We start from the raw sequence: 23,731 nt of genomic DNA on the forward strand, positions 1-23,731 counted from the left end.
ACCTTAGCCTTCCGGCTTATCTGTTAATTTTAACATCACCGTTTCTTCCTTGCCTGCCCGGTAAAAAGTAACTTTCAGCTCATCGCCAATCTTCTTGTTATCGTACAAGTAGCGACGTAAATCAAGGGTAGAGTTAATCGGTTCGCTATCAAACGCTGTAATGACATCGTTCAGCTTCAAGCCACCCTCCTTGGCAGGACCATGGGCCTCCAGAACGACTGCCCCATTTTTCACGCTGTCCGGCAACTTGAGCTCCTTGCGCTGAGTTTCATCCAGCGGTGCATATTCATTGTTGAGGTCCACCGTGTATACCCCCAGATAAGGGCGGGTGATCTTGCCGTCCTCAACCAGTTCATTCACCGTCTTCATTACCTCATTGGCGGGAATGGCAAAACCAAGTCCCTCAACACCAGTATCAGCGATTTTCATCGTATTGATGCCGATCACACGTCCGTCCAGATCGACCAGCGCTCCGCCGCTGTTTCCCTCATTAATCGCCGCATCAGTCTGGATCACATGCTGCTCCCAGTCATATACGCCATCCTGGTTAATGGAAATCGGAATGATGCGATTCGTATAACTCACAATACCGGAGGTAAGCGTGTCTCCCAGGCCAAGCGGATTGCCAATAGCAATGACCGTCTCACCCAGACGAAGTTTACTGGAGTCGCCGATATCCGCTACCGTGCTAATGCCTTTATCGTCAACTGCGAGTACAGCGATATCACTAATGCGATCCTTTCCGATCAGCTTTGCCTCTTTTCTGACGCCGTCTACCGTTACAATATCCAGATCATCTGATCCTTCGACCACATGGTTATTTGTCATAATGAAGGCTTTGCCTGAACTCACTCGGAAAATGACACCCGATCCAAGCGCGGATTGTTCCGTGCTTTTACCATCTTCCTCTTTCAGATTCACGATGCTGACGACGGCTGGGCGCACCTTGGCTGCCGCCTGCACAATCCGATCATACGGATCACCCGCTGCTTGCCGCAAGGGATAGTGACTGGCTCCCGTTACCGCCGTAGTGGAGGGCAGGCCTGTAATAAAGCTGAACAGAAGCACAGCAACCACTGCACTGACTGCACCGCTAATGACAGCAGCTTGCACCGGACTTACTCCACGCTTCCTGTGTGGCCAACGTCCACGTCCTCCACGGCGCGCCTTAAATGCCATTTTTTTAGCCGCACGTGTGGATACCTTTGTTGAATAAAAATCGTCCTCAAACAAGCCCATGCTAATCCTCTCCCCTTCGTTGTCATGCACCGACACTCACTAAAAAATTAGGGCTATTCGGGCTTGCGCCAACCTATGCTACAGAGAACCTGCTCCGTTGAACATCTCAAATGGATTGAATATCCCTTATCATCGGAATCCAGCAACCAATCGTTCCGGCCTACTTATTAATCACCACAAATGGTGCCTTCCTAAGCAACCGAATCTCATAAATTAGCATACACGCCGAATCTGACCCCGAATAGAGGAAAAAAGAGGAATGATTTCCAAACCAATGGACTACAATAGTAACAAGTCTTCTATTCTATTACAAAATGATCGTCTCATAGAGACGTTCTGGCCTGTTCCCGTCCGCTTAAAGCTGCCTATACTTTCGATGAGAGCCTTCCTTCAGAAAGCTTTCCGTTGTTAGCTTTATTGTATCACAGCACCCAACAAAACCACAGGCAGAACCAAGCTCATTGTACGCCATTTCTAAAATATTTTTACAGGAGGAATATATGATGAATTCACATCGTTCGGCTATGGATGAAGTTCGCATGGCTGCCAAGCTTGCGGATTTGAAAGACGAGCATTACCGCAATACACTGGCGCTAAGTACATTGATTGAACTACTGGTGGACAAAGGCGTAGTGACCCGTGAAGAGGTAGAACGCAAAGCCGCCGAGCTGGACAGCTTTATGGCTCACTTACCTTATCCCAAGGTGTAGGACGATCATAGTACGTATCGCACAATCGAAATTCACTGTCCTTGTAAAAACAGCCGCGGTCTTCCATCGCCCCACGTACAGTCAACTTCGCAAGTTCCATCATATTGTGGTCGCGGCTCAAATGTGCCAAATACGTTCGCTTCGTACGTCCTGTCAATAGCTCGCTAAGAATCGCGCCCGCCATCTCATTGGATAAATGACCGATATCACTGAGAATACGGCGCTTGATGTTCCACGGATAACGACCCATACGCAGCATTTCCACATCATGATTAGACTCCAGCACCAATACATCCGCGTCTGATATCGCCTGTTTCACTTTGTCGCTGACATAGCCAAGATCGGTCGCTACACTGAGCTTCTCTGCCCCATCATAAAAGCTATATCCTACAGGCTCAGCCGCATCATGGGATATGCCAAAAGACTCCACGCGTAATGACTCAAATTCCCGCGTTGCGCCTGTCTCCAATATTCTGCGGTTATCGTCTGCAATTTGCCCAACAGCATTGCTGATGGCAAACCATGTCTTCTCGTTAGCATATATAGGTAAATTATATTTACGCGCCATGGCGCCTAGTCCTTTAACATGATCGGAATGCTCATGCGTGACCAAAATACCATCCAACTCTTCTCCGCTCAGATCGCGTTCTTTCAGCAATTCGTCAATACGCTTCGCGCTGAGACCTGCGTCGATGAGCAATGTCGTGTCTTCGTTCCGCACAACGGTAGCGTTGCCGGTCGAACCGCTCGACAGCACGGTAAATGAAATCCCCATATCTGTTCAAGACCCTTCTGTATGTTCTGTCTTTGGACTAATGACATCTCCGTTCATCTGCACATAGTACACACCTTTCCCGTTATCCATCATAAACCGCCACACGGGGGCAGCCACCTGGCTATCGGAGTTAAAGGTCTGTCCGTAATAACCGAGCCGGATATCCTTCACAATCGAGTCGCGTGGCAAATAGCCATCAATCAGCCTTGCCAGTGCTTTGGACGCAGGCAGCATTTTCTTTGCCTCATCCGAAGGCTGGAGATCGACCTTAATTTTGCGATACCCTGTAATCTTCTGATTGCTGTAAAACAGAGCCAGCTTCACATTAAATAGCGGCCACTTGCCCTGAACCAGCGGATGAAGTACAAAAGCATCTGCTTGTCCGGATGCCAACTCCTCCTGAACATCCAGCGGATCATACTGGAAGTTATCGATATCCTTGATTTGTGGCTCCAATGCCTCAACTAACGCGTCATGGGTGAATACCAGTTTGCTGTCCACCGGCTTCACCAGCTGCACACGATCATCCTTTTCTCCACTATGAACGTATGTGTAAGAAAGTTTAGGCAGCTGCGGGGTATCCCCGGGAATCGGAGCCAGCACCTGAATGCTTTTCTCTTCCATTAAACGCTGCGTATTTTCATCCAATGAAGTAAAATCCAAATTCGGCCCTACCGTTTCCTGCGCGTCATGCCACAGTTGATAACTCAATACCACATTGAGCAGCAAAAATGTACAGATCAGTACGTTTTTGGCGCGGCTCCAATCCATTCCCGTTCCCCCTTCCTGTCACCTCTTTGTCTCCTGGTCTGGCTGTGTTTGTGTTGTATTCGATGCTGTCGTTACAGGGACAGCATGAATCTCAGCAACAGAACCGTCACTGAGCGTAACGCGCCACTCAGGAGAAAGCTTCAATCCATCATTAATCAGCTCCGGCTGATATACGGGAGTCAGATCTCGAATCGTCTTCCCTTTGCCTACAGTCTCCAGTTGCTTCTTCAAGGGCTCGCCACCCGGCAGCATAACCTTCTTCGAGGATTGCTCTCCTCCCTTGAGATACAGTAGCGAACGTTCATAGACAGAAGCCGTTTCTTGCTGGATTTGCAGCGAAATTGTACCAAAGCGGAACGATGGTGTGTCCAGCACCGGATAAGCACCATAATACTGCTGAAACAACACAGTCGTTCGATTTTCATCGCTGCTTCTTAATTTCATTTGGTACGAAGCATCCCAACCGCCATGCTGATTCACAAAATCAACTGCGGCCAGCACATCCCTAATTGGACTGCTTCCACTTGCCCCTGGCGCACTGGGATCGGTATAGCTCATCCATCGTTGCTCCTGCTTGATTTGCAGACTACGCTTGCTGTCCGTGTAAATTTGTGAGCCGTCCTTCTCCTGAATATTGCGCGTAATCCCCGGATCGAAGAACAAGTTCCGCTGCATTTGCTCTGTCGTAAACAACCCGGCATACACCACAGGCTGCACCGTTTCCAGGTCATTCACGGGAATGTAGTACTGATTATCCACCAGCTCGTACAACGGGGCATTTTTACCGAAATTCACATGCTGCCGAATGTCCTCTACCGTCATGTCGAACTGGTTCGCCTCATACACCACATCGCCTCTAGCACTGAAAAAGAGCGCATGCGGCTTGGCATTCTTTTCGTCTATATAAATCCAAATGCGGTTAATCGTCTCTCCCTGAAACACCGAATCCGGCGTCAGACGCATGACCCGCTCCAATAATGAAACCGGGACCCCGCCTGAAAAAGATAATTCAATGCCCTCATTTTCGCTGCGAATCTGCGCCCAGTCTGCCGATTGGATACTTCGACGTTGAAAGTTGTTAAAGCTCCGGCTTTCCAGCCGTGTATAAATTAAATCGTAAAAAGTAACACCCGGATAAAAAACGGTATGCTTCTTCTCACCTTGGTGAATGAGCATTTTATCAGGAAACACAAGGTTCTCAATCTTTTTCTCCTGCCCCATGCTTTCGGTTTTGACATAGTTCGTTTCTGAAGTGAGTACAGAATCACTGCCTGGAAGGCGGTAAATCAAAAAATAAGTCTGTACCAGGCTGGAAGCAACCAGCAAAATAAGCGTCCAGGACTTCAAACGTTCCTTCACTGTGCTTCCCTCCCTTCACTCGACATGGGTAGCGTAAAGGTCGTGCAGGTTCCCTGACCGTATTCCGACTCCAGAAAAATCTGGCCCCCATGCGCCTTTACAATTTCCCGGGCAATCGACAGCCCCAGTCCCGTGCCACCCATATTGCGCGATCTCGCCTTGTCTACACGATAAAACCGTTCAAAAATCCGGTCCAGATCTTTTTTGGGAATACCAATTCCGGTGTCTTGTACCGAAATGGACAGCATTCCCTCACTGTTGCGGCGAGCTTCAATCCGAATACTCCCGCCATCTGGCGTATATTTCAACGCATTGGACATCAGGTTATCCAGCACCTGCTCAATTTGGTCCCGGTCGATCACGACTTTACCGATTCCCTGCTCTACGAACATCCCTGAGCGAATGTGCTTTTGCTTCATTTGAAAAGAAAACCGATCTGCGACCTCGTCCAGCATCTCCATCACATCTGCAGGCTGCATCCGCAAAGGTGCCTCATTGGAATCGAGCCGTGACAGATGCAGCAAATCCGTAACCAACCGGATCATACGCTCTGTCTCGTTGCGGATCACGCCCACGAAACGCTCCGCGAGCTGCGGTTCAGCCATCGCGCCGTCATCCAGCGCCTCAGCATAGCTGCGGATGGTCGTCAACGGAGTGCGCAGCTCATGTGATACATTCGCTACGAATTCCCGCCGTGTCGTCTCCATCTCCTCCTGCTCCGTCACGTCCTGGAGCACGGCAATCGTTCCCGTAATGCCAAATTCCCGCCGATGAATCGGCGTGAATGTCACACGGATGACGATGGGTTCATCCTGACCGGCTGGCTCCAGCTGCAAGAGCGTGGAGGCCGAAGAGCCGCTATACAGGGCCTCGGTTTCCTCCGGGTCGATCCCCAGCAGTACCGCGATATGCCTGCCGGTCATTTCGTTCTCGTTTACGCCCAGCATGGCGCTGGCCCGACGGTTGACCAGAATGACCCGGCCATTGTCATCAGTAGCGACCACACCGTCGCTCATATTGGTCAAGATGGAGGAGAGCTTCTCCTTCTCCTCTTCATTTTGGGACAGCGCCTCACGCAGACGGCCTGTCATATAGTTAAAGGCCACGCTGAGCCTGCCGATCTCGTCATCACCAAATACAGGCATCTGCTGGTCGAATTTGCCCTCGGCAACCTCCGTTGCATGACGTGTCATCACCTTAATCGGGTGCGTAATCGTGTGGGCCAATACCACGCCCAGCACAGCCGTCAACGCGAGCGCAATGAGCATACCTGAGAGAAACACATTGTTAATGCGTTTCATCGTATCGTAGAGCTCGGTCATCGAAGCGGCGATGTACACCGCACCGACAATCTTGCCTTGGCTGATAACAGGTTTGGCGACGACCTTCTTGCGGACATTATCCTCGTCCACCATGTATTCCTCGTTATCACGGATACCTTGGAGTGCGCGGCTGACCACTGTCTGCGTATTTTTGCGTCCGACATAATCGGCGTGTGAACCCTGAGAAGTAATTAATACTTTGCCGCTGGCATCCAGCACCTGAATTTCCGCGCCGCTGAAATCAAACAAATTATTCACGCGTGCACGCAGGCTTTCCACGCTGTCTTCTTCCATTTTGCCGTCACTGCCACTCAGATCCTGCTCCGCCAGCACGGACAGCATCTCCGCCCGTGCTTGCAAATCCTGCGTAAAATTACTCGTGAGAGAGTTCTTCATCGAGCTGACAAAGTAGACCCCAATCAGCTGCATGGCCACCAAGATAAGCAGCACATAGATAATAATCAGCTTTGCATGAATGGTACGAAAGAAAGACAGCCATCTCATGCCCGCAGGCCACCTTTGCCCCCGCTCACGATATATCCAAGGCCACGGCGTGTCAGGATGGTCTCCGGCTTGCTCGGGTTCTCCTCAATCTTCTCGCGCAACCTCCGAATGGTCACATCCACTGTCCGCACATCCCCGTAGTATTCGAAGCCCCACACCGCCTGGAGTAAATGCTCCCGCGTCATGACTTTTCCGGCATTCTTCGCCATGTAGTGCAATAGCTCATACTCACGGTGCGTCAGGTCAAGCGGTGTTCCGTTTTTGTAAGCTGTATACATATCCGTATCAAAAAAGAGGTCGCCCACGCGCAGCCCCTGCTTATCCTCCTGCGGCCGGCTTTCCGAAGCGCTTGCCCCGCCGCGTTGCTGTCTGCGCATCTGTGCCTTCACCCGTGCCAGCAATTCCCGTGTGCTGAACGGCTTTGTCACATAATCGTCCGCGCCCAGCTCCAACCCCAGCACTTTGTCGATTTCGCCGTCCTTAGCGGTCAGCATAATAATCGGCGTCTGGAGCTGATGCCCGCGCACCTCGCGGCATACATCCATGCCGTCCATGCCTGGCAGCATCAGATCCAGCAGAATCAGGTCAGGCTGCTGCTTGACCGCGATATCCACCGCGCTGATTCCATCGAAGGCGCAAATCACCTGGTAGCCCTCTTTTTCCAAATTAAATTTTAAAATATCAGCGATTGGCTGTTCATCATCCACTACCAGAATCGTTCCCTGCATATAGCGTTCACCTCTCTTCACGGATCATAATTTATAATTAACTTACGTTTGTCAGTACCTATAAGATGTTTATTCTATTCTATCATACCCGTGAGCCATTCCATTACTTCTCTAGACCCTTTTCTTTACGCAGAAAAAAACCATGCCTGCACCTAATGTTAAGCATGCAGAAAAACATGGCCTTTCCCTTTGATTCTGATAAATCATGTAACTCTCGATATAAACATCCAATCTATCTTAAATACGTCATTGGATTGCGTGGCGTATTATCTTTACGAATTTCAAAATGCAGATGCGTTCCGGTTGAGCGTCCTGTGTTCCCCATGACCCCAATCGATTCGCCTTGCTGAACCACCTGTCCTACATGAACGCCAATGCTGCTCAAATGCCCGTACACGGTTTGGTAGCCGTTGCCATGATCAATCATAATGACATTGCCGTATCCATTCTGCTGACCTGCAAATGATACCACGCCTTCATCTGATGCGTGAATATCAGCACTACCGACCAAGTCCACACCCTCATGCATACGTCCCCAACGTGCGCCAAAGCTACTCGACATCGATGCGCCGGACACCGGCCAAGCGAACTGTCCTGAGCCTTCTCCCACGACCTTCGTCCCTCTAAGAACCACCTCAGTAACAGACGGCTGCAGCACCTTTTGACCGAGCCATTCCTCTTGCACGACCTCGCCGTTCTCCTTGGTCAAACGATAGTCCATCTCTTTAAGACCTGCTTGTCCCGGTCTGACCACTTTGGTAACTCCTGCCTTCAGTTCATCGCTCTGGCGAATCTCAACCTCAGGCTCGATGGCAATCTGTTCGACGACCTTCTCTACTGTTCGGACCGTAACCGGAACCTTTGGAGCAGTAAGCTTCAATTCGTCTCCAATTTGCAAATACAGCTCACGCGAACCGGGATTGTTCTGCTTAATCTCCCAAGCGGTCATATTAAATTTAGTTGCAATCGAAGACAAAGAATCGCCTTCTTGCACTGTATACGTGATAGGAGCCTCGCGCCCCTCAGTCAACACTTTGACTGCTTCAGCCTCCGTCAGCACCTTGTTCGGGTCTGCTTTCACAGGCTCGTACGCGATTTTTTCACGGATACTGGCAGACTCCAGCCATGCTTTAGGGGTTTTAGTACTAGCACTCGCATGGCTGCTGCCCACGGATGTTTTGCGAACCAGCCCCTTGATGCCTGTAGATGTACCCTCACCCACAGGTGTGTACTTCTTCTGTACTTGTTTTAAAGCCGCTTGTGCAGTCGCTTTGTCCTTTACAATGCCAACCGTCTGACCGTTGACCTTCACTTCTACCCCTTTGGCATACGCTGTCAGCATACCGTCCAGCTTCTTCAGCGTGGCCGCGCTGTCGATATCCGCTTTATATGCCTTCTCAATGCCTGTCGTTACCGCGCTCGTATTGAGCACCATATCGACGCCGGGATACTTGTCCTTATATTGTTTGCTCTTCGTTGCGTACAGCTGTTTAAGTTGTTGCTCATTCAAGATATTCCCGACCTCGACGCCTTTTACATACACTTTATAATAAGGAACTGTGTTAGCCCCGACATACTGATTACTCGCAAAAATAAGACTGCCTGCAATCACCACACCGCCTGCCGTCCAGCTCAACCACTTTCTCCGACCGCTCCACCACTTTGCTATTTTCCCCGCTTCCACAGCAGGCTTGTCTGCAACGTTTGAGTCTGCATTCCTGCTGTCTGGTGAATCCTGCTCCCTCAAAACCTTCATGACTCTCTCCTTTTCAGCATATCTTATCTCTATATAAATGCGTTCGTTATTGGTCTTTCACATTATGAACCTAGCCTGTATTCACAAGCATCTATGATATTAGTCGCTATCTACCATTGCATAGTTGCGTAAAAGGTTTCAAAAATTTAACCTTTTCACAACACTGTTTACTTTAACATAGCCTTTACAAAGAATTCAACTACACTCCAATTCCTTCCTGACACGCAAAAAAATCCGCGCATGGCGCGGATTCTACAGTCCTATTTTGAGCATAAACATTTCCCATGAATTCATCGTTTATTATTCAAGATTTTGCAAAATACTCATTTAAGCAAATCCATCAACTTGTTATATTCCTCTTTGGTCAAATACTTCGCAAGCACCTGCTGAATATCCTGAAGCTCCTGCTCGGTGAGACCGCCTTCCATCGCAGCTGATATTTTCTGCATCTCCTCCGGCGGTAGCTTATTCATCAGAATCGCAAAAATTTCCTGCTTCTGTGCAGCCGGTAAGTTGTTCTTCTTCTCCGTCAAATGGTCGGGCGTAATCACTAAATCATGGCCTTCAATACTCGTTTCGGGTGTAGCTGTACCTTCTGCCTGCTTCCGTGACTCGTTGCCTGATGTTCCGGCCGACGTGGCCCCCTCCTGAGATACCTTGCCATTGGCTACGCCACCAGCCTCACTCCCGCTTTCCTCTAAGCCCTGTCCCATGACAGGCAACGCATCATCAGGCGGTGTTACACTTCCCGAGCCACTTCCTGTCGTCTTGTTCTTCCCCGTGTCTGTGCTTTGGTCCGTACCCGCGCTGCCTTTTAGCCAACCCAATCCCCATATGGGCTGATGATCAAGCTGAATGTTAAACTGCCGCAGCAGCGATTGAACATAAGCATTAACGACTACACCTGTCACTGCCAGCGTTAGTGCGCTAACCAACACCACCGTCATTCCTTTTTTGAGCAGCCATCCAAGCCACCTCATATCCCGTTACCTCCTTATACGCATCCTGCCATGTGTGTATCATCATGAAGTGCATATAGATCAGTATTGACGAGATATGACGATTTTTAACCCATGGAATATGTAAAACTAGCACAATTCAATAGGAGATGCCACATTCTGATTGAATCAGCGCGTACGACGCACCCAGAAACGGAAAATGTCACTGCGGACATAATCCAGAGAATACAGCACCTGCCTGTTCATTTCATCATAGTGAAGCTGCTTCAATAGTAATACCGTAGCCTGCGGATGCTTCAGCAGACGTGTCATATGTGCGTCGTCATAGTTGGGAACGGTAAGCTCGGAATATGCTCCGACGATTCGCACCCCCGCCTTGAACTCAAGACTCTGAAAAAGCGAGCCTGAAAAAGAGTCATCTTCCAGAATGGGTCCGGCTAATTTCTCTGGCATCCAGTTTATAGAGTGGGCTACAGCCTCTCCGTTGGCAGTGCGTGTACGCTCTAGAGCAATCATGGGCTCATTCTCGGAAAGTCTCATCTGTTCGGCAATATCAGGAGGACAAACCGAAATTCTCTGAATGGATTCCAGCTGCTCGTCTTCCCGTAGCCCTGCCGAACGAATCATGTCCCCGATGCTATACAGGCGATCCAGTGAGCTTGGAATACTCGGCAGCGGGCAAGTAGCAAACGTGCCACTCCCGTGTTTTACAAGCAGCTTACCTTCCGATTCCAGTTGGCGGATAGCTCCCCGTAGCGTCGTACGTGAGACACGAAACGATTGGGAAAGTGCAGTTTCCGACGGCAGCCGATCCCCCGGACCCATTTGATTAACCTTCATATATTCTTCTATAAGCTGCTTTATGTTCTCTTGTTTTGTTGACACCGTCCGAAGCCCAGCCTTTCTATTGTGTAAGCCATATAAATCGGATTCGTAAAAGCAATCATCATCACGCAGTCTTCCATGCAGCCGTAAAGCTCGGCTCTTATCCAGCCCTTTCCTAGCGGATCTTGCAATGACAGCGTATATTCTCCTGTTTGAGCAGGGATCTGAATCTCGGAGCATATTCCATGACTACTTGTCAGCAGAAGACGAAGATTCTGAGGCTTGAGGTTATAATGGGATGCTCTTGCTTCCACATCCAATTGAACCGTCACCGATAGTGAATCCTCTACAGTCAGCTCTATACATTCGCCGATGTGATAACGATTTTCTCTGCCCTTAATCTGTGCCCACATCGTCAGTAACGGTCCCATCGTAACTGACACTGAACCGTGGCGAATCGCCTCAACTGCCCGGCCTGCTAAACCTTCTCGCTCTTCTGCTTCATCATGAACACCCAGATACGTAACAGCCGGAAGCGCATCATCTGGTTTAGATACATGCCAGTCCCGACCGCTTACCGCAGTGATGCGATACCCCTGATTCAACAAATCGGTCCACATGGCAAACGCCCGCTGGCTATCCCGCTTAATAGATGGCATAAGCGTTGACCAGACTTCTATATAATCCACCTCATGCCAATCCTGAATCGTGTACTCCCAAAAGCACCCCGTACAGATCGGACTTCCAATCCTGAACGGATGGGCAATCCCTGCAATGCCTCCCTGCTCATGCACCTGCCGAATCCCCTCATGGATGTCATCTGGTCCCAGCACACGCCAGTCGATAAAGCGGTCAACCCCAAGCGTCAGCATGTGCCCGTAAAAGGTCGTCCACTCCATCCCTGAAATGATCGGGAGACCGAACTGCCGCTGAACCCGTTCCTGATCCGCAAGTGCCGATTGCGTGTTGTGATCCGTCATAGCGATGCATTCAAGTCCCAAATCCACTGCGCTTTGAACAAGCTCCTCCAGTGTTTGCTTGCCGTCGCTGTGAAGCGTATGGGTGTGAAGCTCAGCCGGAATCCATTTAAGCATATGCTGCTTCCTCCCCCAATACATGAATTTGGTAGGCAAGCGTCTCGGTCACAACGGCATGCAGACTGACCGTAATCCGCCACATGCCTGGCGGATGATCTCCTGCAAGGAATCCCGGGGAAGCCGCAGACGAACCGAGCCAATGCTCCTGCTGCATCTCGGGACGGTGCGCATTTCCGCGGTGACGGAGAGGATCATCGACAGACAGCGTTAATAAATTTTGCAGCGGTATATACTTCTTCCATAGATCGGATGAATGCCCCGGCTCGTCGTATCCGTATTTGCTCATGCTTTCCTCAATGATTTCTCGTGCTTGCTCTTGATCCTCCAATAACTTGGGCGTGTAAGAGAAGTGAATACGGATCGTTTCAGTCGGCTGTGGAATATGAAAAGAGTACGTAATATGGCTCTGGGTGCAGGTTCTGTCGACCGTTCCTTCCACATACAGTAGTCTGCTCATGACTCCCCATCCTGGCTAGACGGTTCATCCACAACATGTTTCACCATATCATTCACAGTATGTTCTTCATCACCCGACATGTCTTTGTCTGCCGCCCACAAAACACCCACGGGTTGAAGCCGCGTCAGCTCAATCACCCGGTCTGTACGAATACCTGGAAACTGCGGGAGATTATCTTCGTTTAACGTAAAAGCACACAGTCCGACCACTTCCATGCTGTCCGCACCGCCTTCCAGCAATACGGCTCTGATTTCAGCTATATCCTCAAGCACAGCTTCTCCAGACAGCTTGACCGTGGTAGAAAAATGTGACTCTGCACCCTCATAAGCGGCTCTAAATTCCCCGAGTCTCAGATCATGATGGCAGGACGAATACCACTGCTCCGAGCCGTGAAGGCGAAGCTGGACATCGACACAGGCATCTTCCTCGCGCCGATTGAAGCCAGGCTTGAACCCTGGAGACAATTCTCTGCCTGAATCCCGCAAGGGACGTTTTGAAGTCTGGATAAACACATAGCTACGCTGGTGTGCAAGTGTAATGGAAGACGCTTGTGATGGCATTTCCAGCTCCTGCTGACGTTCCATCTCCCACCCAGTGACCTGATAGGCAAAAGGAAAACGGCTCATGACAGCCTCACGCGGCTCTTCCTCTGGTTTCCAATGGAAAGCAGGCGGCAGCATAAAACGATAGTCCGATGAAATGTCATCCTTAAAGTTTCCGTTGGTTGTTGCGGATTGGAGAACAGGATGCCCGCCCAGATCATAATTCCCATTAAACGCAGTCGTAATATGATGTGCCCCCTGGAAAACAGCTTCCAGAACATTGTCCTCTGCATCTAGCTCTACGCGGTACATCCATTCGATATCGGTGGTTCTTCCCCATTTGCTCATAAGCAGCGGCGCGGGCGTTCCCTCATCTTCATGGCTGAACATCATCTGGTATTCGATGACCGTCTTCCCCTCGTTCACTTCTATGGAATAGAACAAAACAAGCGGTGTATCCGTAAAGCGATTCTCATAAGGATGTGACAGATTACGGCCATATAAAAGCGGGGTATGGCGATAAATCAGCGATCTTGGAGAGGAATCAGCCACGCAGCGCAGTTCAACCCCGTCGATCCATGCTCGAGATACAAGCGGAGCCGATTCCAGTTCGCGGAATTCGGCATAGACCTCATAATCGCCTTCTTTTAGATATCCCAACAAACGGGTGTACACTCCCTGACTGCTACCATAGTACAAAATGACATCTTGATTATAGGCTTCATTCAGGTAGAGACGTACGAAGGCAGATTCTCGATCTGTCGCAGCCCAGTCACTGTCTGATCTGGCGAACAGATCAAGCTCCGCGTATCCGTCTTCTGGCATGGAGAACCTAAACCGAAATCCGTTTCCCGGACTGAGCTCAACCTCCGCCTTGTGTAAGGCAATCCGATAACCACAATCCAGCAGATCCTTTTCCCACGCTCGCCCACTAAACCCGGTAATTTGCACCTCTGCTTGGCTGTTCATCCCTGTAACCTCCTTAGTGTATAACGGCGGTCTAGCTGGCATCCGCATCCTTCACCATTGTCCGAATATAAAAGTAGCCCATAAAAGAACACAGTAAAAACATAAACACTGCCATTGCGCTGGCCGTATGCGTCTCCTGATAGCTGGAAAACACCTGCTGCATCGCAACACCCAGCACTTGTGGCGAGTTGGCACCGATCAGGAAAGGAGCCGTAAAGCTGCCCATGATTCCCATAAAAATGAAGGTCACCGCAACCCACATCGTTTTGTAGGAAAGGGGTAAAATAAAGCGCCCAAACAGCTGCATCGTGCTGGCTCCGGCATCTCTGGCACTTTCGACGACAGCGTTTGGAATGCTGGCAAGTGCCGAGCTGAGCAGCATGGTTGCGAACGGAATGTTGAACCACAAATTAGCCAGCACCAGCCCTTTGTAGTCATAAATAATCCTCGGAATCGTCTCAATGCCAAGCGGCAGCAAAAGACGTGCAGCCCAACCGTGATTACCATACATGGTAATGATCGCATACGTTGCAATTACACCGGGAACAAACATCGGAATAAAATACAACCGACCTATCCACTTCACGACAACCCCTTTACCGAATCTCAGATAAACCGCCAAAGCATAGCTGATGACCAGAGTAAGGGCCGTCGAGGCTAACGTGACATTAATGGTATACATGATATTTGTACGCATGGCAGGTTCCGTGAACAACCGAATATAGTTGGCCAGTCCGTAGCCCGTTCCATATTGATCAATCAAGCTTTCCTTCACGGCATAGAGAATCGGAATAATAACGACGACCAGCAAAATGAGAAAAGACGGGATGACCAGGGCAAGCCCCAGCATCCCCCTTTTGGACAATGAACTCATGATCAACCGCCCGCTACTTCACTTTGCCAGCGTTTGTAGATTTCCTGCTGAAGCTCTCCGCTGTTAAAGCTGCGGTATCCAGAAGATACACTGTTAAATTTCTCTTGCAGCTCCGTTGGCATCAGATTCCACTTAATCCCCGGATAGCCGTACATTTTATTAATAACCACCGTTTGCGCTTCGGGCGTCAGTATATAATTCAAGAATTCCTGAGTTGCTTCTTTTTTGGAGGAAAGCGAAGGAACCATCAGATAAGAGGGTCCACCTGTAAAAGCAGGGTCGACCTGTGTCAGCTTCACTGTGTCTGGAAGCAGCCCTTTAGCCAGTTGTTCGAGCGCCATATCAGACCAGGCTGGAACCATGTCTACCTCTCCACTTGCCAAAATATCAAGCGTACCTTGGTTCTTCTTAGGATAGACTCCTTTTTGGTACATTGAAGGGCCCAGTTCCTTGAGCAGTGAGAAGCCTTGATCCCATTTCTTCATATTTGCCGGATCATCACTGTTCATCGCCTCTGGCGGAAGGAAATTATAGATAACCGTGTTCACAAACGAGCTGCCTGATCCACCTGTGGACGGATCATTATAGGCAAACTTGCCCGGATGCTGGCGAATCCACGTGTACAGCTCGTCGGCTGTTTTCGGAGGTGTCGCTACTTTTGCACTGTTATAGGCAAGGACAACCGAAGAGGCACGGTATGGAATGGCCTGATTGTTGACTTGCTTGAGATATGTTTCATCAACATTCTTCAAATTTGGAACCTTGGCAGCATCCACCGTTTCCCACAGTTTCTCGCCTACCCCTTTGGTGATGTCATCCAGACTGCCTTCGTACAGGTCGATATCAGTATCGGTTTGTCCGCTTTTCTTGGCTGCGATCAGACGATCCAGTGTAGATGCGCCTCCGGTCCCTGCTGGCAAATACACCAGTTTGACCTTAACGTGATCATTTTTAGCTTCAAAGTCCTTGATTAACGTTTCCCACAGCTCTTTGACGTTCAGTGACCCTCCAGTGTACAAGGAAATTTCCGTCGTTCCCGTAGCGGCTCCCGCTTCTGTAGACTTGGCTTCCCCTGTAGCCGTGGCGGCATTACCGCCGTTTCCACAGCCAGCCAACAACGATAAACTAAGTACCCCTGCCAAAACCAGACCCATATTCTTTTTCCCAAACACGTTGTTGCCTCCTTTAGATAGTTGCACAAGTTCGCAGCATCACCAGATGATGCGTTCGTGATGGACATTGATGCGATATAGAGGTTGATCGTGAATCTTCACTGTGCTGATGGAAAAGTAACAATTTTACTGAAGCTGAAGCTGATGTGCTCTCCACTGCGCAGCTCGGCCGCTCGTTCACGCGGCACAAACATTTTCAGATGATGGGTACCGCTATCCAGCGAAACTTCCGCATAATGCCCGAGAATCATCACTTGTCTGATCGTTCCGGCTAGAGAGCCATTTTCTTCCGTCGTCAGAACAATATCCTCTGGTCTTACACCAACCATGGATTCACCTGTGTATTCATGCTCTTGTGCAAACGGTATTCCGCTCACAGAGACACTGCGACCTGTGCTCACCCCCTTTAATAAATTAATACGGCCAATAAAACCCGCTACAAAAAGTGACTGTGGCTTGTCATAAATCTCCTGCGGTGAAGAGAGCTGCTCAATTCGGCCCGCATTCATAACGACGATTCGGTCGGAAATGGACAGCGCCTCCTCCTGATCATGGGTGACGAACACCATCGTCATCCCTGTCTGGGTCTGGATATCGCGCAGCTCCTCTCTCATCTCCATGCGCAATTTGGCATCAAGCGCGGAAAAAGGCTCGTCCAGCAGCAATACATCAGGCTTTAGCAGCAAAGCCCGAGCGAGTGCTACCCGCTGCTGCTGACCGCCCGAGAGCTGTCCCGGCGTTTTACGCTCTGCGCTCTCTAGCCGAACCAGCGCTAGCGCTTCCTTCACCTGACGGTCAATTTCTGTCTTCTTCACCTTTCGAATCTTCAACCCGAAAGCCAGGTTGTCATACACGGTCATATGCGGCCACAAATTATAACTTTGGAACACCATAGCCGTCGGACGCTTTTCGGGCGGCAGCTTGAGTACGCTTTTACCCTGAATCTGAATGTCGCCACTGTCCGGGTCCAAAAAGCCGCCAATGGAGCGAAGCACGGTTGTTTTACCACAGCCGGAAGGTCCCAGCAGTGTCACCAGCTCTCCCTTCATCACGTCAAGTGAAATGCCTTTGACTCCGTCTCCTGTCTTGAAGCGCTTGGTTAACTCTTGAATGGATAATTGAATGGGCATTAGCTTAGGCTCCTTTTTCAGGATTTTGCAAACTCCTCTTTTGACCAATTACGTTATTTCACCTGAAATCCGCCTGCCAGTACATCCGCACTTACAAAACGCTTGGCTGCCAATAGCAGAATGATCGTTGGCAGGGTAAGAATGACAGAGAAAACAGCGCCCGTTGTGCTCGGATAATCAGCAATGATGGAATACATGATGACTGGCATTGTTTTATAGTCCGGTGTTCCGACAAGGAGTGTCCCCTGTGCTTCATCTAGTGAAGCAAGAAAGGTAAAGATGGAGGCGACCACAATGCCGGGCAACGCCATAGGAAAGGTGATTTTCCAAAACACCCGAAATGGCCCGGCTCCGGCATCCCGCGCTGACTCCTCCTGTGCACGATGTACGCTGCGGAAGGCAGAGGAAGGAATCCAGGTCATATACATGAGCGTGTTTACCATATGGATAAGCACAATACCTGCAAAGGTGTTCATCAACCCGAATTGGTAGAATAGTACGGCAATGGACACATACAAACCCATTTTCGGAAAAGCATGCGTAAGCAGGAATGAGAAAAGAAACCACTTACTGAGCGGGAAAGAAATTCGTGCAAAGGCATAAGCAGCAGGAATACATACGATAATGGAGCAGACCGTAACGGTAATCGCAATCAGGAAGGATAGGGAAATCGAGCTGAGTACATCATCCTGGGTAAGTACAAACTTCCACCATTCCAGTGACAAGCTCTGCGGGAGCGGTGCAGGATACTGCCATTTTCCCGAAACCGCCAAAAGGAGAAGGTTGGTCAGAGGTCCCAGGAAAAAAATGACGAAAATGACAAGCACGATGAATTCCACAATTTTGCGTGTGCCGAGTGAGCGAAGATACCAGTTCATAATTCATCCCTCTCAAGACGTCTAGACGTCCGAATCTCTTTTCTATTTGGATTATAGAGAGGGTTTGTTATCACAAATCGACAAGGAAGATAAGATTATGTAAAGGGGGAGGAACCATTTAACACTTCACAGAATAAAAAAAGAGAGAGGCTGCTAACAGCCTCTCTCTTTGAACATGTATCAATAGCTATATCATTCTTGTCCTACAAATAAATCGGAAGCACCTGATTTGTTTGATCGCGATTACGCCCAACCGAGAAAATAGCAATTGGGATACCTGTCAGATCAGACACGCGTTGTACGTAATTGCGTGTAGTCTCAGGCAGTTCCTCCAGCGTTTTCACGCCAGTGATGTCTTCGCTCCAACCTGGCATTTCTTCATATACCGCTTCGCATTCCGCTAGCATTTTCAGGCTAGCCGGATAATGCGTAATCACCTCGCCGCGGTACTTGTAACCTGTGCAAATTTTCACCGTTTTCAGGCCAGTCAATACGTCCAGTGAGTTCAGGGAAAGACCCGTTAACCCACTGACACGACGGGCATGACGCACAACGACGCTGTCAAACCAGCCAACACGACGAGCACGACCTGTAACCGTACCGTACTCATGACCTGTTTCACGAATGTAATCGCCGACTTCATCGTTCAGCTCAGTTGGGAAGGGTCCATCACCTACACGAGTTGTGTACGATTTAGCTACACCGATGACTTGTTGAATCTTGGACGGTCCCACACCGGAACCAATACATACGCCGCCAGCCGACGGGTTGGAGGATGTAACGTACGGATACGTACCTTGGTCGATATCGAGCATAACGCCTTGCGCACCCTCGAACAGTACCTTTTGATTTGCGTCAATCGCATCATTCAACACGACAGACGTATCTCCTACATAAGGACGGATAAATTCAGCATACTCCAGATACTGTTTCAGTATTTCTTCTACGTCCAGCGGCTCGCCGCCGTATACTTGTTCAATCACTTGATTTTTTTCTTTCGTTTGATGGCGCAGCTTCTTTTCGAATTCCTCTGCATCCAGCAAATCAGCAATACGAATACCGTTACGTGCAGCTTTATCCATATAAGCAGGGCCGATCCCTTTACGGGTAGTACCAATTTTGTTAGGACCTTTGCGGTCTTCTTCCAGCACATCCAGCGTCATATGGTACGGCATAATCACATGTGCACGGTCACTAATGACCAGATTTTTTGTGGAAAAGCCATTATCATGAATGTAAGTAATTTCTTCAATAAGAGCGGCTGGATTTACTACCATGCCGTTGCCAATAACACACTTTTTATCTTCATAAAAAACGCCGGATGGAATCAGGCTCAGCTTGTACTTTTTACCGTCAATGAGAATCGTATGACCAGCATTGTTTCCGCCTTGGTAACGGGCTACCACTTCAGCGCTTTCCGCCAGATAGTCCGTGATTTTACCTTTGCCTTCGTCTCCCCATTGTGTTCCCACAACGACTACAGTTGACATGTTTCATTCCTCCGTGGAGTGCCCACAGACACTCTGATTTTGAGCTGACACACTACGCATATCCGACTTCAACCGCCTGAGCGAGCAGATATGGAGCGTTCTCGGACAGCAGGAAAAAACGTCCGTCGCAGACATTCCGTAGGTTCGGAAAGCCCCGGGCGTAATGTTCTCCCCACTGCGTTGAAGCAGCACTATAAGTGTAACAGCACCATTTTTTAAAGTCAAATAAAAAGCGAACATTATATTACATGAAAATAGTATTGTTCGTAATTGAGAGTTTCATTCCTTATATGAAAATACGTGAACCCTATAAAAAAGGACCCTTTCGAGATCGCGAAATCCGCGTCGAAAGAGCCTTTTCTAATGATACTAATATGTTATCCGGCGAACGCATCCGAATGGGCACGCTCGTAATTAGCGAATTTATTATAATTTTTGAGAAAGACCAATTCTACCGTACCGACCGGGCCGTTACGCTGCTTGGCAATGATAATCTCAATAATATTCTTCTTTTCTGTTTCCTGATTATAGTAATCATCCCGGTACAGAAACGCCACGATATCAGCATCCTGCTCGATAGAACCTGATTCCCGCAAGTCACTCATCATCGGCCGCTTGTCTTGACGCTGCTCCACACCCCGACTCAGCTGGGAAAGGGCAATTACAGGCACTTCAAGCTCACGGGCGATTTGCTTCAATGTCCGTGAAATTTCGGATACCTCCTGTTGCCGGTTCTCGCCTGCTTTGCCTCGTCCGTGAATAAGCTGCAAGTAGTCGATTACGATCATGCCCAGTCCCTTTTCCGTCTTGAGACGGCGGCACTTGGCACGGATATCAGCTACAGTGATGCCGGGCGTATCATCGATATAGATTTCCGCCTCTGACAAGGCTGCAATGCCCATCGTCAGCTTCGCCCAATCGTCGTCGCCTTTAAATTCACCTGTCCGCATGACGTTCGCGTCCAGATTGGCCTCGGCGCAAATCATCCGCTGCACGAGCTGAGCGGCCGACATCTCCAGACTGAAGATGGCTACTGTCTCTTTTGCCCGAACTGCAACGTTTTGCGCAATATTCAGAGCGAACGCTGTTTTACCTACGGATGGACGGGCGGCCACAATGATCAAGTCATTGCGCTGGAAACCCGCCGTCATCTTGTCCAAATCAACAAACCCGGACGGAATCCCGGTCGTATTGCCCTTGTTCTGATGCAGCAATTCAACGCGGTCAAACACTTCCATCACGACATCGCGGATGGCAATAAAGCCACTACCTGAGCGCCCGTTGGATATCTCCATAATCTTGCGCTCAGCATCGCTCAGCATACCAGCGACATCCTCGCCACTGCTATAGCCTTCGCTCACAATCTGTGTAGCTGCACGAATCAAGCGACGAAGCATCGCTTTTTCTTCAATGATCTGGGCATAGTAATCCACGTTAGCCGCTGTTGGCACCCCGTGAGCCAGCTTCGCCAGATAACTGACACCGCCGATATCCTCTAGCTGTCCCTTGTCCTGAATTTTCGAGGTCAGCGTAACCAAGTCAATCGGCTGTCCGGATTCACCCAGCTCAATCATTGCTTCGTAAATCATCTGATGAGCCTTATCATAAAAGTCCTCGGTTTGCACCCGCTCCATTGCGGTAATCAGTGCTTCAGACTGGAGCAAAATAGACCCGATAACCGCCTGTTCAGCCTCCAGATTTTGCGGAGGAATCCGATCAAAAAATTCGCCGCCCATAATTATTCTTCAGTCACCTGTACTTTCAGCGTAGCTTTGACCTCAGGATGAAGCTTAACGGTCATTTGAGTCACGCCCAACGTACGAATCGGTTCTTCCAGCTCAATTTTGCGTTTGTCCAGCTTGATGCCAGTTTTAGCTACTGCCTCCGCGATTTGCTTGCTTGTAATCGCGCCGAACAGCCGTCCACCTTCACCAGCCTTCGCCTTGAGCTGAATCGTTGTCTCTTCCAGCTTTTTGCCGAGCGCTTGAGCCTCTTCCTTTTCCTCTTGCTTGCGCTTTTCCTCAGCAGCATTCTGATTTTCCAGCGTCTTCATATTTCCTTCTGTCGCTGGACGGGCAACACCACGCGGCAACAGGAAATTCGCTGCATAACCGTCCGACACTTCCTTAATCTGCCCCTTCTTGCCTTGGCCCTTCATATCTTTAATGAATATCACTTTCATTCAAATAACCCCTCTTCCCCATCAATTTCGGCCAGCACGTCGACCACTCTGCGCTTAGCTTCCTCCAGCGGGCAATCCAGCTGAACCGCCGCATTCGTCAGATGTCCTCCGCCGCCTAGCCGTTCCATGACGACCTGTACGTTCATGCGTCCGAGTGAACGGGCGCTGATCCCCACCAGGCCGTCAGGACGTTCACTGACCACAAAGGAGGCCAGTACATCCGTCATATTGAGTAATGAATCCGCCACCTGAGCAATCAGGAGCTGCGGTATTTTCTGTCCGGGCTCAGTTACCGCAATTGCGATATGCCCATATATCATTTTAGCATGCTTAATAATTTCCGCCTTAGCAATATATTCATCCAGGTCCTCTTTTAACATGCGCTGGATCATTACTGTATCTGCCCCACTACGCCGTAAAAAGCCGGCTGCCTCGAATGTACGCGAGCCTGTATGCAGGGAAAAATGCTTGGTATCCACCGTAATCCCCGCCAGCAGTGATGTTGCCTCCAGCGGTGTCAGTTGGACCTTCTCATGGATATATTGCAGCAGCTCGGTCACCAGCTCACAGGCCGATGACGCATATGGCTCCAAGTAGATCAGAACCGAATCGTTAATAAATTCCTCGCCCCGACGATGATGGTCGACAACCACCACCCGGCTGGCCGTTTGCACCAGACGCGGCTCAATCGTCATTGAGGCCTTATGCGTGTCCACCACGACCAGCAGACTGTGCTCAGTCATCAGCTGGAGCGACTGCTCTGGCGTCATGAGCGCTTGCGATAACTTCTCATCCTTGTTTACCTGCTCCATCATTCGGTCGATAGACGGATTGGATTTATCCAGTACGATATGTGCCTCTACATTGTAAAGTGCCGCAGCCTTCCACACACCGATGGCCGCTCCCAATGCATCCATGTCCGGTATTTTGTGTCCCATGATCAGGACGCGGTCGCTCTCCTGCATCAGGTCACGCAGCGCATGTGCAATGACTCGGGCACGCACCCTGGTACGCTTCTCGACAGCATTGGACTTGCCTCCATAAAAGGACAGGCGCTGTCCCGCCTTCACTGCTGCCTGATCGCCCCCACGTCCAAGCGCCATATCTAGACTGGATTGGGCCAGCTCGCCTAGCTCCTTGATGCTCTCTGCACCGAAGGACAAGCCAATACTCAGTGTCATCGGTACTTTCAAATCCGCCGTCATTTCCCTTACGGTATCCAGAATGACGAATCGACTTTGCTCCAGCTCCTGAAGCGCTTTATGATTTAGCATAATGAGATAACGCTCAGAAGATAATCGACGCAAATAAATATTGTACTGATTAGCCCAAGATGTAATCTCGCTCGACACCTTTGCAATAAGCGCGGTGCGTTGCTGATCGTCCATTCCCTGAGCAGCCTCGTCCATATTATCGAGCATGACGATACCGAGCGCCAACCGCTCGTTTTCATACTGCTTGCGTAGCACCGCCAACTCCGTTACTTCATACAAATATATCAGACGCTCATCGGGCACGATCAGAAACTGATAATGACGCTCATCATGCTGTAGCTCCACCTTCAGCTCACGAGCAGGCTCCTTTGTTTCCTTCTTGGTGCTTAGAGCACCTGCGAGTTGAGGAAACAAATCTTGAAGAGACTCACCAATCAGCGATTGCTCCTCGAACATCTCCCCGGCAAACCGATTGTGCCATTCTACCGTTCGATTTTCACTGTATAAAATGATGCCGAACGGCAATGTACTAATCGCTTCCCCTTCCACCCGCTTGATCCGGAAGGAAAGACCGCTGATATATTGATTCAGTTCCCGACGAAAATCCAATTCCGTCTTCAGCATCAGTCCGCCGAGCAAGAATGACAGCAGCAGTCCTATCACACCCAGTTCCCAGTTGTACATGGAAATACATATGACAAGCACCAGCAGCAGTAAAAACGCCCAGACCGTCTGATAGCCGTGCCAGCGTTTTTGTAGAAATTTAGGCATGACTGTT

At 49.6% G+C, this 23,731-nt stretch carries 21 protein-coding genes; 1 reads left to right on the forward strand and 20 read right to left on the reverse strand.

Going from position 1 to position 23,731, the window contains the following annotated elements; all coding sequences use genetic code 11:
• Positions 1-3: 3 nt before the first annotated feature.
• The gene (locus tag JOE49_RS05575; protein WP_023991119.1) at positions 4-1,239 is read right to left on the reverse strand and encodes a S1C family serine protease; all 1,236 of its coding nucleotides are present in this window, start codon (positions 1,237-1,239) and stop codon (positions 4-6) included.
• Between the two features lie 503 nt (positions 1,240-1,742).
• Between JOE49_RS05575 and JOE49_RS05580 the strand changes: the two genes are divergently transcribed.
• Positions 1,743-1,949, forward strand: a complete 207-nt coding sequence (locus tag JOE49_RS05580) for a hypothetical protein (RefSeq protein WP_025723164.1) — start codon at positions 1,743-1,745, stop codon at positions 1,947-1,949.
• On the opposite strand, the gene JOE49_RS05585 is transcribed toward JOE49_RS05580, so the two are convergent.
• The 19 genes from JOE49_RS05585 to JOE49_RS05675 all read right to left on the reverse strand — a co-directional run bounded on the left by JOE49_RS05585 (position 1,918) and on the right by JOE49_RS05675 (position 23,724).
• Complete coding sequence (locus JOE49_RS05585; RefSeq protein ID WP_023991120.1) at positions 1,918-2,724, reverse strand: MBL fold metallo-hydrolase; 807 nt, start codon at positions 2,722-2,724, stop codon at positions 1,918-1,920. The two genes, JOE49_RS05580 and JOE49_RS05585, sit on opposite strands and share 32 nt — an antisense overlap.
• Positions 2,725-2,730: 6 nt before the next feature.
• Positions 2,731-3,495 (reverse strand): two-component system regulatory protein YycI, encoded by a 765-nt coding sequence (gene yycI / locus JOE49_RS05590; protein ID WP_023991121.1) that lies wholly within the window; start codon positions 3,493-3,495, stop codon positions 2,731-2,733.
• An 18-nt stretch (positions 3,496-3,513) separates the two neighbouring features.
• Positions 3,514-4,854, reverse strand: coding sequence for a two-component system activity regulator YycH (locus tag JOE49_RS05595; RefSeq protein ID WP_160788381.1), 1,341 nt, complete (start codon positions 4,852-4,854; stop codon positions 3,514-3,516).
• Complete coding sequence (gene walK / locus JOE49_RS05600; protein WP_160788382.1) at positions 4,851-6,680, reverse strand: cell wall metabolism sensor histidine kinase WalK; 1,830 nt, start codon at positions 6,678-6,680, stop codon at positions 4,851-4,853. The genes JOE49_RS05595 and walK overlap by 4 nt, the downstream gene beginning before the upstream one ends.
• The gene (gene yycF / locus JOE49_RS05605) at positions 6,677-7,408 is read right to left on the reverse strand and encodes a response regulator YycF (protein WP_028540971.1); all 732 of its coding nucleotides are present in this window, start codon (positions 7,406-7,408) and stop codon (positions 6,677-6,679) included. Before yycF ends, walK begins: the two co-directional genes overlap by 4 nt.
• Positions 7,409-7,640: 232 nt before the next feature.
• Positions 7,641-9,164: a M23 family metallopeptidase gene (locus JOE49_RS05610; protein ID WP_209940718.1), complete on the reverse strand. Its 1,524-nt coding sequence runs from the start codon at positions 9,162-9,164 to the stop codon at positions 7,641-7,643.
• A gap of 323 nt (positions 9,165-9,487) precedes the next feature.
• Positions 9,488-10,144, reverse strand: coding sequence for a hypothetical protein (locus JOE49_RS05615; protein ID WP_160788383.1), 657 nt, complete (start codon positions 10,142-10,144; stop codon positions 9,488-9,490).
• 147 nt (positions 10,145-10,291) lie between these two features.
• Positions 10,292-10,963, reverse strand: coding sequence for a GntR family transcriptional regulator (locus JOE49_RS05620; RefSeq protein WP_202403923.1), 672 nt, complete (start codon positions 10,961-10,963; stop codon positions 10,292-10,294).
• A 20-nt stretch (positions 10,964-10,983) separates the two neighbouring features.
• Positions 10,984-12,042: a CehA/McbA family metallohydrolase gene (locus JOE49_RS05625; RefSeq protein WP_209940719.1), complete on the reverse strand. Its 1,059-nt coding sequence runs from the start codon at positions 12,040-12,042 to the stop codon at positions 10,984-10,986.
• Complete coding sequence (locus JOE49_RS05630; RefSeq protein WP_076295144.1) at positions 12,035-12,502, reverse strand: hypothetical protein; 468 nt, start codon at positions 12,500-12,502, stop codon at positions 12,035-12,037. The genes JOE49_RS05625 and JOE49_RS05630 overlap by 8 nt, the downstream gene beginning before the upstream one ends.
• The gene (locus JOE49_RS05635) at positions 12,499-14,013 is read right to left on the reverse strand and encodes a hypothetical protein (RefSeq protein WP_209940720.1); all 1,515 of its coding nucleotides are present in this window, start codon (positions 14,011-14,013) and stop codon (positions 12,499-12,501) included. Before JOE49_RS05635 ends, JOE49_RS05630 begins: the two co-directional genes overlap by 4 nt.
• A gap of 31 nt (positions 14,014-14,044) precedes the next feature.
• Positions 14,045-14,887 carry an ABC transporter permease gene (locus tag JOE49_RS05640; RefSeq protein ID WP_209940721.1) on the reverse strand — a complete coding sequence of 281 codons (843 nt, stop codon included), beginning with the start codon at positions 14,885-14,887 and terminating at the stop codon, positions 14,045-14,047.
• 2 nt (positions 14,888-14,889) lie between these two features.
• Positions 14,890-16,059 carry an extracellular solute-binding protein gene (locus tag JOE49_RS05645; protein WP_160788387.1) on the reverse strand — a complete coding sequence of 390 codons (1,170 nt, stop codon included), beginning with the start codon at positions 16,057-16,059 and terminating at the stop codon, positions 14,890-14,892.
• Positions 16,060-16,157: 98 nt separating this feature from the next.
• The gene (locus JOE49_RS05650; protein ID WP_034095133.1) at positions 16,158-17,189 is read right to left on the reverse strand and encodes an ABC transporter ATP-binding protein; all 1,032 of its coding nucleotides are present in this window, start codon (positions 17,187-17,189) and stop codon (positions 16,158-16,160) included.
• Between the two features lie 53 nt (positions 17,190-17,242).
• The gene (locus JOE49_RS05655) at positions 17,243-18,067 is read right to left on the reverse strand and encodes an ABC transporter permease (protein ID WP_023991134.1); all 825 of its coding nucleotides are present in this window, start codon (positions 18,065-18,067) and stop codon (positions 17,243-17,245) included.
• Between the two features lie 203 nt (positions 18,068-18,270).
• Positions 18,271-19,557 (reverse strand): adenylosuccinate synthase, encoded by a 1,287-nt coding sequence (locus JOE49_RS05660; RefSeq protein ID WP_025723148.1) that lies wholly within the window; start codon positions 19,555-19,557, stop codon positions 18,271-18,273.
• A 377-nt stretch (positions 19,558-19,934) separates the two neighbouring features.
• Positions 19,935-21,293 carry a replicative DNA helicase gene (gene dnaB, locus JOE49_RS05665; RefSeq protein WP_023991136.1) on the reverse strand — a complete coding sequence of 453 codons (1,359 nt, stop codon included), beginning with the start codon at positions 21,291-21,293 and terminating at the stop codon, positions 19,935-19,937.
• Between the two features lie 2 nt (positions 21,294-21,295).
• The gene (gene rplI / locus JOE49_RS05670) at positions 21,296-21,739 is read right to left on the reverse strand and encodes a 50S ribosomal protein L9 (protein WP_023991137.1); all 444 of its coding nucleotides are present in this window, start codon (positions 21,737-21,739) and stop codon (positions 21,296-21,298) included.
• A complete protein-coding gene (locus JOE49_RS05675) occupies positions 21,736-23,724 on the reverse strand; it encodes a DHH family phosphoesterase (protein ID WP_023991138.1) in 1,989 nt (662 codons plus the stop codon). The genes rplI and JOE49_RS05675 overlap by 4 nt, the downstream gene beginning before the upstream one ends.
• Between the last annotated feature and the right edge of the window lie 7 nt (positions 23,725-23,731).

The organism is Paenibacillus sp. PvR133 (assembly GCF_017833155.1).
Lineage (GTDB): Bacteria > Bacillota > Bacilli > Paenibacillales > Paenibacillaceae > Paenibacillus > Paenibacillus polymyxa_B.

What these genes read in the sequence shown, in the direction of transcription:
- JOE49_RS05575 (WP_023991119.1), bottom strand. Translation starts at nt 1,239, where the DNA reads ATGGGCTTGTTTGAGGACGATTTTTATTCAACAAAGGTATCCACACGT.
- JOE49_RS05580 (WP_025723164.1), top strand. Translation starts at nt 1,743, where the DNA reads ATGAATTCACATCGTTCGGCTATGGATGAAGTTCGCATGGCTGCCAAG.
- JOE49_RS05585 (WP_023991120.1), bottom strand. Translation starts at nt 2,724, where the DNA reads ATGGGGATTTCATTTACCGTGCTGTCGAGCGGTTCGACCGGCAACGCT.
- yycI (WP_023991121.1), bottom strand. Translation starts at nt 3,495, where the DNA reads ATGGATTGGAGCCGCGCCAAAAACGTACTGATCTGTACATTTTTGCTG.
- walK (WP_160788382.1), bottom strand. Translation starts at nt 6,680, where the DNA reads ATGAGATGGCTGTCTTTCTTTCGTACCATTCATGCAAAGCTGATTATT.
- yycF (WP_028540971.1), bottom strand. Translation starts at nt 7,408, where the DNA reads ATGCAGGGAACGATTCTGGTAGTGGATGATGAACAGCCAATCGCTGAT.
- JOE49_RS05610 (WP_209940718.1), bottom strand. Translation starts at nt 9,164, where the DNA reads ATGAAGGTTTTGAGGGAGCAGGATTCACCAGACAGCAGGAATGCAGAC.
- JOE49_RS05615 (WP_160788383.1), bottom strand. Translation starts at nt 10,144, where the DNA reads ATGAGGTGGCTTGGATGGCTGCTCAAAAAAGGAATGACGGTGGTGTTG.
- JOE49_RS05620 (WP_202403923.1), bottom strand. Translation starts at nt 10,963, where the DNA reads ATGAAGGTTAATCAAATGGGTCCGGGGGATCGGCTGCCGTCGGAAACT.
- JOE49_RS05625 (WP_209940719.1), bottom strand. Translation starts at nt 12,042, where the DNA reads ATGCTTAAATGGATTCCGGCTGAGCTTCACACCCATACGCTTCACAGC.
- JOE49_RS05630 (WP_076295144.1), bottom strand. Translation starts at nt 12,502, where the DNA reads ATGAGCAGACTACTGTATGTGGAAGGAACGGTCGACAGAACCTGCACC.
- JOE49_RS05635 (WP_209940720.1), bottom strand. Translation starts at nt 14,013, where the DNA reads ATGAACAGCCAAGCAGAGGTGCAAATTACCGGGTTTAGTGGGCGAGCG.
- JOE49_RS05640 (WP_209940721.1), bottom strand. Translation starts at nt 14,887, where the DNA reads ATGAGTTCATTGTCCAAAAGGGGGATGCTGGGGCTTGCCCTGGTCATC.
- JOE49_RS05650 (WP_034095133.1), bottom strand. Translation starts at nt 17,189, where the DNA reads ATGCCCATTCAATTATCCATTCAAGAGTTAACCAAGCGCTTCAAGACA.
- JOE49_RS05655 (WP_023991134.1), bottom strand. Translation starts at nt 18,067, where the DNA reads ATGAACTGGTATCTTCGCTCACTCGGCACACGCAAAATTGTGGAATTC.
- JOE49_RS05660 (WP_025723148.1), bottom strand. Translation starts at nt 19,557, where the DNA reads ATGTCAACTGTAGTCGTTGTGGGAACACAATGGGGAGACGAAGGCAAA.
- dnaB (WP_023991136.1), bottom strand. Translation starts at nt 21,293, where the DNA reads ATGGGCGGCGAATTTTTTGATCGGATTCCTCCGCAAAATCTGGAGGCT.
- rplI (WP_023991137.1), bottom strand. Translation starts at nt 21,739, where the DNA reads ATGAAAGTGATATTCATTAAAGATATGAAGGGCCAAGGCAAGAAGGGG.
- JOE49_RS05675 (WP_023991138.1), bottom strand. Translation starts at nt 23,724, where the DNA reads ATGCCTAAATTTCTACAAAAACGCTGGCACGGCTATCAGACGGTCTGG.